The sequence below is a fragment of the Lyngbya sp. CCY1209 genome (assembly GCF_055795065.1).
On the sequence record NZ_JAYFER010000517.1, the window covers coordinates 62,348 to 70,909 of the forward strand.

The 8,562-nt window shown below is 56.5% G+C and carries 8 protein-coding genes; 1 reads left to right on the forward strand and 7 read right to left on the reverse strand.

Translation table 11 applies throughout. The features are described 5' to 3' along the window. Positions 1 to 31: 31 nt before the first annotated feature. The 7 genes from AC0QHF_RS17000 to ccsB all read right to left on the reverse strand — a co-directional run bounded on the left by AC0QHF_RS17000 (position 32) and on the right by ccsB (position 6,127). A complete protein-coding gene (locus AC0QHF_RS17000; RefSeq protein WP_324705420.1) occupies positions 32 to 457 on the reverse strand; it encodes a QcrA and Rieske domain-containing protein in 426 nt (141 codons plus the stop codon). A 96-nt stretch (positions 458 to 553) separates the two neighbouring features. Then, positions 554 to 1,246, reverse strand: a complete 693-nt coding sequence (locus AC0QHF_RS17005) for a rubrerythrin family protein (RefSeq protein ID WP_324705421.1) — start codon at positions 1,244 to 1,246, stop codon at positions 554 to 556. 282 nt (positions 1,247 to 1,528) lie between these two features. Further along, complete coding sequence (locus AC0QHF_RS17010) at positions 1,529 to 2,980, reverse strand: sensor histidine kinase (protein WP_324705422.1); 1,452 nt, start codon at positions 2,978 to 2,980, stop codon at positions 1,529 to 1,531. Continuing rightward, a complete protein-coding gene (locus AC0QHF_RS17015; protein WP_324705423.1) occupies positions 2,943 to 3,623 on the reverse strand; it encodes a response regulator transcription factor in 681 nt (226 codons plus the stop codon). Before AC0QHF_RS17015 ends, AC0QHF_RS17010 begins: the two co-directional genes overlap by 38 nt. Further along, complete coding sequence (locus AC0QHF_RS17020; RefSeq protein ID WP_324705424.1) at positions 3,598 to 4,290, reverse strand: GDSL-type esterase/lipase family protein; 693 nt, start codon at positions 4,288 to 4,290, stop codon at positions 3,598 to 3,600. The genes AC0QHF_RS17015 and AC0QHF_RS17020 overlap by 26 nt, the downstream gene beginning before the upstream one ends. Positions 4,291 to 4,524: 234 nt before the next feature. Then, complete coding sequence (locus AC0QHF_RS17025) at positions 4,525 to 4,884, reverse strand: KGK domain-containing protein (protein WP_324705425.1); 360 nt, start codon at positions 4,882 to 4,884, stop codon at positions 4,525 to 4,527. Positions 4,885 to 5,086: 202 nt separating this feature from the next. Continuing rightward, on the reverse strand, positions 5,087 to 6,127 hold the full coding sequence (gene ccsB, locus AC0QHF_RS17030; protein ID WP_324705426.1) for a c-type cytochrome biogenesis protein CcsB: 1,041 nt from the start codon (positions 6,125 to 6,127) through the stop codon (positions 5,087 to 5,089). A gap of 179 nt (positions 6,128 to 6,306) precedes the next feature. Between ccsB and AC0QHF_RS17035 the strand changes: the two genes are divergently transcribed. After that, entirely contained in the window at positions 6,307 to 8,460 is a 2,154-nt protein-coding gene (locus AC0QHF_RS17035) for a GAF domain-containing protein (protein ID WP_324705427.1), read from the forward strand. Positions 8,461 to 8,562: the final 102 nt, after the last annotated feature.

Below are 8,562 nucleotides of genomic sequence, written 5' to 3' on the forward strand. Positions count from 1 at the left end.
CGATGATTGGCTCACAGGCAGGATGCCCGTGCTACGATTTTTTGACCAAAATTACATCCCCTTCCTGTTTGACTTCGTAAACGGCGAGGGGTTGGTCTGCCGGCCCCTCCAAGGCTTGGCCGTCGGCGGCAAATCTGGAATCGTGGCAGGGACAGAAAAACTCTTTTTTGTCGCCCTGCCATTCGACGGTACAATCCAGGTGAGTGCAAGTCGGATTGAAGGCAGAAAAGCCATCATTTTGACCGATATTTTTAATCACCACAGCCGGGATATTGGCGTTCAGTAAAACGCCGTTTTCGTCGAAGTTTTCAACCGTACCGATCGCTTGAAATCCGTCGGATCTGACCAATTCCGAAGCCGTTTCGTTGTCGGTGGAAGAACAGGCGACCAAGGCGACGGGCAAATAACTCGCCAAACCACCCACGCCCATCCAAGTGATAAAATTGCGACGATTCATCGTATTTTTTCCGGAGTTATAGGGGGTCATAAAACGGGGAAATGCGAGTCAAAAAGGGTGCGATCGATTTCCCCGGGTGTCGAATCCGAATTCGATTTAAGAAACGCTCAAAAATAAGTTGTTCGCGGTGCCGCATTCCGGACAAACTGCCAAATTGGGATCGTTGGTGGTGTAGCCGCATTCGGGGCAGACGTAGAATGTCATGGTATTTTCCCGCCAGTCGTCCAAATTGTCTTTCGCCTGGGCGTAATATTTGGCGTGTTCGGTTTCGGCTTCTACGGCATAAGTGAACGTGACCACCGCATCCTGATTCCCATCTTTGCGGGCTTGTTCGATAAATTCCGGGTACATCGTATCCCGTTCGTAGGATTCCCCGCTAATTCCCTCTTCCAGATTTTCGAGGGTGGATTTCACCTCGGGAGTTGCGATTGTCGCCTCGGGTTTCGCCCCCATTTTGCGGATAATTGCGGCGTGGTTTGCCGCGTGAATGGCTTCGGCATCTGCGGCCGCCTGGAATAACGTCGCGACCTGTAAATAACCTTCTTCCTCGGCTTTTTTGGAGAAGGCGAGGTAGCGGGCGTGGGCGTTTGATTCGCCATTGTAAGCCGCCTGGAGATTCTTGAGGGTGGCGGATTCTTGGTTGGATACCGTCTCGGTGTTTTGGGATTCGGATTCGACCGTCGCCGTCGGGGGTTGGTTTTGGGAACAACCGCCCAACAGGGTGAAAAAGCCGAGGGTTAAAAGGGAGAGTAAAGTGGCTGTGGGTTTGTTGATGCCGAAACGTTTCATAACAGGATACTCCTTATAAATGGGGTTTTCGATCGCTGTATTGAATGGTGTAGATAGACAAGTTTCGATCGCAGTTGCAGAAAGACATCCCGGACGGCGACCGGCTCTATCTCTATTGCCTGTTGCCTATTGCCTGTTGCCTTCTAGAGCTGTTGCCTGCCCTCTATTTCCTTGCCTCAGTTTTGAAGAATAAAGACAAAAAGTGACAAACTCGGAACGATCGCCGAATCGAAGCGAAAAAAATTTTTTTAAGTATTAATACGGAGCGATCGCGGACTGATATCAGATCCGGCTATTTGCCCACTCCCCTTCAGTTCCCGACTCCCGACTCCCGACTCCCGACTCCCCATTCAAAGCGGGGAGGCGGACGTGGAAACAGGTTCCGACGCCCAATTGGCTGGTGACGGCAATTTCCCCGCCGTGCTGCCGGACGATGGTTTGGGCGATCGCCAGCCCGAGTCCCGAACCCCCTTCCCGACGCGATCGCGCCCGATCGGCCCTCCAGAGGCGATCGAAAACCCGGGGCAGGTGTTCCGGCGCGATGCCGATGCCGGTATCCTCGACCCGGACGACGATCCACTGTTCGGAGCGATCGAGGGAAATCGTCACATTTCCGGGGGCGTCGGTATAGTTGATGGCATTTTCCAGCAAATTGGCGAACACCCGCCACAGTTGGGCGCCGTCCCCCCGCACGGAAATTCCCGGTTTCAGTTGCGTCGCGATCGCGATCCCCTCGTCCGCGGCCCGCAGTTGCAAAAACTCCGCCAAATCTTCCAACAGTTCCTCCAGGGGAACCGCCACCCAAGCCACCGTCTGGGGCACCGCCCCCTCGCTGCGGGCCAGCAGCAGCAGGTCATCCACCAACCGAGTCATCTGGCCGGTGGCACTGGCGATCGCCCCCACTTTTTCCAAATCCGTCGGTTGCAGGCGTTCCGGGTGACTCTGCATCACCTCCACGCAGGTTTTGATCCCCGCCAGGGGATTCCGCAATTCGTGGGAGGCGTCGGCGGTGAATTGCTTCAGTTGCCGGAAACTTTGTTCGATGGGTTGGAGGGATTCCCGCGTCAGCCACATTCCCCCAGCCGCCGTCAAACCGGATGCGATCGCGCCCCCCAACACCAGCCCCCACCGCAACTGCCCCAAAATCTCCCGCACCTCCGCCGTGGACTCCCCGATCCGAACGTAGCCGATCAATTGGGACTGGGGTTCGCTGTTGTCGTAAACCCGCAGCGTCAGCGTGCGAATTTTCCCCCCATCGACGGTGTGGCCCCAGGCGCCCTCGGGGGCATCTTCCGGCAGGGGGGCCTTGGGGAAAATTCGCCCCGCCTTGGCCAGCAGTTGCCGATTTTCGTCGAACCACTCCACCCCCTGATCCGGTTGGCGGATGCTTTGCCAGGGCAGGTCCAGATCGCCGTCGTTGTCGAGGCGGGGCAGTAGGGCTTCGTAAGTGAAGGGGTGGGTGTGGCGGGAGAAATTGCCGACGTCGGCGGTTTGCCGTCCCCGGGGATACTGTCGGGCGATCGCTTCCAGGCTGTGGGTGGCGGCGTCGGCTAGGGTCAGCAGGCGGTTGTCCAACTGGCGGTACAAACTGAGGGCGAAAAACCGGTAGACGGCGGCGGTGAACAGGCTCAAAATCGCCACCATCACGGCCAGATAAGACAGCAGCAACCGCCACCGCAGCGCCCTAAACTGCGGGTTAGAAGGGGTTTTGGTGGAGCCGATAGCCCAGGCCATAGACGGTTTCGATAAAATTGGAGGGTGCCCCCGCCGCTTTGAGTTTCTGCCGCAACCGTCGCAGGTGGGTTTTCACCGTATCCTCGCCGGGGGTATCTTCAAAGGACCACAGGTGATCGAGGATGGCGTCGCGGCTGAGGACGCGGGGGTTGCTGCGGAGAAACAATTCCAGTAAACCATATTCCTTGGGGGTGAGGTGGAGGAAATTTTCCCCGTAGGTGACTTCGCAGGTGTTGGGGTCGAATTGCAAAGATCCCCATTCCAAAATGGGAGGCATTCCGGTGTCCCCCCGCCGCAGCAGCGCCCGCACCCGGGCCATGAGTTCTTGCAGGTCGAAGGGTTTGACAACGTAATCGTCGGCGCCGACATCCAAACCGAGCACCTTGTCCGGGCTGGTGTCCCGGGCGGTGAGCATCAGGACGGGGGTGCGGTGGCCGTTTTGTCGCAGTTTCCGGCACAGGGCGATGCCGTCGAGTTTGGGCAGCATCACGTCCAAGAGGATCAGGTCGTAGGGGGCGGCTTCGATGAAGTCCCACCCGGCTTCGCCGTCGTGGGCGATATCGACGACATAGTTTTGGTCGGCGAGGGCTTCGGAGAGGCCCCGGGTGATGCGATCGTCATCCTCGACGAGTAGAATTCTCATGGTTGATCAACTGCTTCATGGCATCCCAATTCAGTACATCTTCCAATAGTGATTGATAACCGGCAACATTGGGGTGGATGCCGTCGGCACAAAGGCGCGATCGCCACCAGTCCTCGCCCCGATTTAACCACAGTTGAAAGATATCTAAATAGGGAATCTCTCGCTCCAAACAGGCGGTCCGGGTGGCTTCTTTGTAGCGGTATTGGTTGAAGTGGTCGTAGTAGAGGCAACCGCTGAAGGGCATTTTTTCCTCGTCCACGGGGACCATGCCCACGAACAGCACCGGACAGAGGCTTCCGGCGCGATCGAGGAGATCTTCTAATAGGGTTTGGAAGCGTTCAAAATTGGTGTAGTTGCGGCCGTGGGGGGACTGCACTTTGGCGGAGTCGTTGACGCCGACGGAGAGGATGACGGCATCCGGGAGGCGGTTTTTGAGTTCTCCCCGGTGTTGAAATTCATGTTCGAGGCGATCGCGCACCTGCATCGTCCGGTTGCCCCGCACCCCCAAATTGTAGAGGACGTGGCCGGGGGTGTCGGGGGACATCCACTGTTTTCGCAGCCGTTCGACCCAGCCACCCCCCTCCGGGTCGCCGTAGCCGTAGATCAGGCTGTCCCCCAGCGCCACGAGTCTCAGGGGCTGGCGGACGACGGGTAAGCGCGAAGTCATAACGACGGATGCCTGCATAGCGTGTGAAACCTTTTGGGATTGGGCCGACGAGTTCTTCAAGAAACTTAACATCTCACCCGCCATTTTGACTCATCGATCGCCGCGATCGCAAGTCCGAGAGCAATTGACAATTGACAATTGACAATTGACAATTATGAATTCATCCCCCATTTCCGAATTCAAGTGAGGGAGATCATCGAAAATTATCAATTATCAATTATCAATTATTCAGTATTAACTCCACATACCCACCCGTCCAGCTTGCCGTCTCAGGGGAGGCGGCAGGGTTTCCGGGGGTTGTCCCGGATTGTAGGGAAGGGACGGAACGGCGCCGCCGTCGTCGATCGCACCCTCTCCCAAAAACTCCAGACACAGGCGAAACTTGCCCTTCTGCCAGTCCCGGCCCGGGCTCAGGAGTTCGCACTCGATCCCCTCACCAAAAATGTGCTCTTCCTCCAACTTGGACTGCATGATGGTGAGAAATTCGCTGACTTTAAACGTACATTGAAACATCAGCGCGCTCGCACCGGTGTGAATCACATCGTCATCATCTAAAATTCGAGTGCGATCGTTGATATTGGGAAATACATTCATTGGCAATCCTCGATCTCAATTGTTTCGGGGCCATTTCCTCACTTTGTCCGAGTTTCAGGCTTCCCCGAGTTTCGTTTTCGGTTGCCCCCGCCCCAACTCCGAACGGTTTGAAAAACTCGGGACGGGAAAGAAAGGACAACGGGGTGAGAGCGAATTCTCGTCGCACCCCTCGCCCCTTCTATCCGAAATATCGCGCCGGCCCTCAGAAGAACCAGCCGTAGGAATGCAGACCTTTTCCTAACAGGTTAACGCCCAAGTAGCAGATCCAAACCACAAAAAATCCCACGGATGCCAAAATGGCGGGTTTGCGGCCCTGCCAGCCCCGGGTGATGCGGGCGTGCAGGTAGGCGGCGAACACCAGCCAGGTGATCAGGGCCCAGGTTTCTTTCGGGTCCCAACTCCAGTAGGAGCCCCAGGCTTCGTTGGCCCAAACCGCCCCGGCGATAATGCCGATGGTGAGTAGGGGGAAGCCCAAACCGATGATCCGGTAGCTGATATTGTCGATGGTTTCCGCCAGACTCAACCGCTGGGGGGAGAGGGCGACGGGTGCGACGTCCCGGCTTTCCGACGGGGCGACCAATTCCAGGACGGCGGTGTTGCCGCTGCCGTTGTTGGTGCTTTGAAATTCCGAAAAAGCGGGGGAGGGGGAAGCCAAAATTTCCTCGGCCTCCGCCGGCGCCGAAGCGGAGTGGGAGTTGCGAGAAATGCGGGTTCCGAGGGAACTGCCGCTCAAGTGCACGTTTTGTCCGCGAGTCAGGATCAAAAATGCGATCGCCAGCAGCGAACCCACCATCAGCGTCGCGTAACTGAGCATCATGACGCTGACGTGCATCATCAGCCAGTTAGATTTGAGGGCGGGAACCAGAGGTTCGGACACCTGCATCGGGGCGGGCAACTTCAGGGCCGCAAAGGCCGCGATCCCCATCGCGACGGGGGCCGTAACCACCCCCACCAGGCGGCTGCCGCTCATGTTTTCGGCGATCAGGTGGATCGTCGTAATTCCCCAGGCCAGGAAAAATAGGGATTCGTAGAGATTGCTGATGGGGAAATACCCGGCCTCCATCCATCTCGCCCCCAACAGGGCTGCCATGCAGAGGTTGGCGACGGCCATCCCCGTGGTTCCCAATACCTGCAGGGTGGGAAGGTTGGGAAATGCCGCCCCCACCCAATAAATCAACATTGTTACCAGGAGGACCGCAAATGATGCGTTATCCAACCCATTCTGGAGTCCAACCAGATCCATGTTCTGTTCTCCTCTGAACGGTGTGATGTATCACTACATACTTTCTTGATCTTGATCCTACCAAGATTCATACCGGGCTTCGCGGCGATCGCGAACTGGTCGGGGGAGTTAGCATAGATACCATGAGGAGGGGAACGACCCCCAACTGCCATCCCCCGTCTTTTATCCCGAGTCACCCCATGCCCCGATCCAAATCCATTTCAGGGAAAATTGCAGCTACCCCCGCCACCGAGTCTTGTCCGGATCTGCTGTGGATGAAACAGGTGGACTCGGACGGTTTGCTTTCTTTATTTGGGGAAAGTCGATTTCTGATGGCCGCGATCGATCCCGCGACATGGGTGCTGCGGTACGGAAATCGGGCCTTTTGCGATCGCTGCGATATCCGCGATCGCCCCGCCCCGGTCAAATTGCTCGATTTACTGCCCGAATGGGAGACGGTGACGCTTGAGGAATTATATCGCCAACAATTATTGGAGCGGATCTTGTGGCAATACCGCCAGATCGACCTCCGCCACCTGGAACTCCGCCACCGATCGGCGATCGCCCGCGGCCCGAACCGGGGACGACTAATCCGATTTTGGCTGAATGCGGATTTCGTGCGGGTCGATCGCGTCGATCCCGATGCGGACGAATTTGCCGATCTCGAGAATAACCCCTTTTCCCCCGAAATGATCGAAGAGCGGGCGCAAAACCTGCGGTTGGAAAATTACCGCCTCGGCGGGGTGTTGCTTCTCGAAGGGATGGAGGTTACGGAGTCGGAACGGGAAAACCGCCTGATCCGCCGGCTGATTGATCGCGATGCCATGTTGCAACCGAAGGGTTGGGATGGGGTGGAACGGCAGATGCGATCGCTGTTCGATGCCACCCGCTGTCTGTTCCTTCGCCTCTGGGGGGAGGAAGTACACGTTTTCACCCACCTGGATACGGCCCCCCGCCAGCCGACGGTTTATTCCCGGGACGGGGTGGAAGATTCTCCCCTCTATCAAGCCATTTTGGAGCATAAAGTGACGGGGGTTTCGGATCTGAGCGACGTGCAATCGACGGAGTTGGAAAAACAACTTCTCGATCTGTCCTTGCGATCGCTATTGTTGATTCCGTTAAAGGTCCAGTCGGCCGTCAATCCGTCGAGTCGTGAACAGCTTCTCGGAGTCGTCGTCCTAGGTCGCGATCGCCCCGACGGGTTCGGTTCAAAAGACCGCGATCGGGCCGAAAACTTGATCCCGGCTTTGATTGCCGCCGTCTCCTACACCAACCAAAAACGATTTTCCAACCTTCGCGGCATCCATCCGGCGGTAGAGTGGCGGTTTCTGGAAGAAGCCGAACGCCGCAGTTGGGGTTTGCCTCCGGAAATCATCCTGTTTGAAGGCGTGGTTCCCCTGTTCGGAATGTCCGACATTCGCGGCTCGTCCGACGAGCGAAATCGGGCGATCCAGGCGGATTTGTTGGAGCAATTTCAGTTGGGTTTGGCTGTGGTTGACGCGGTGTGTAACTGTCAGGAAACCGCCCTCGGGCGACAACTTCGGGAGGATTTGCTCGAATATATCGCCCAACTCAAACAGGGTGTCACCGTCGATGTGGAAGTGCGGGCAACGGAGTACCTGCAAACCCAATTGGAGGTTTATTTCGACTATTTTTGTCGCTGTTCCGAGGAAGCGCGGGCGGCGGTGGATGCCTATAAAACCGCCTGCGATAATGAGGAAGGTTGCGTTTACAAGGCGCGATCGCGCTACGACGAAACGCTGCATTCGATCACCAATTCCCTCCAGGAAAATTGGGCAGTTTGGCAGCAGAAAATGCAGGCGATCGTCCCCCACTATTGCGATGTAGAGTGCAGCGACGGCATGGATCACATGATTTATGCCGGCAAGTCGATCCACCCCGACTTCAGTCCCTTTCACCTCAAAAGTTTGCGTTACGAACAGTTGCGAGCAATGTGCGACTGCGGCCGGAAGCTGATGACTTTGAAAGCCGAATCTCAGATTGATTTGGAACTCGCCCACGTGGTTTTGGTGCAGCACACAACCATAGATATTTTCCACGATGAGAATACCGAAAAAGTCTTTGACGTGCGCGGAACGCGGGATATCCGTTATGAAATCGTCAAAAAACGGATTGATAAGGGAGTGGATTGGGAAAGGGGCGATCGCATCACCCAACCCGGAATGTTGACGGTGGTTTATTCCACCGATGCAGAGTGGCAAGAATACGAGCAATACCTGCGTTATTTGATGCGGGAAGGGTGGGTCGAACCGAAATTGGAGTTCGGACGGGTGGCGCCGCTTCCGGGCGTCCACGGCCTCAAATATGCCCGGGTTCGGATTGTCAAAGCCTAGAAACCCGGTTTCTTCCCCCAGTTCAGTAGTAGACCGTTTCGGCTCAAATGAGGCAAAATTCAAAACGGAGCATCGGGCATCTTGCCTGTGGATTCAGATCCG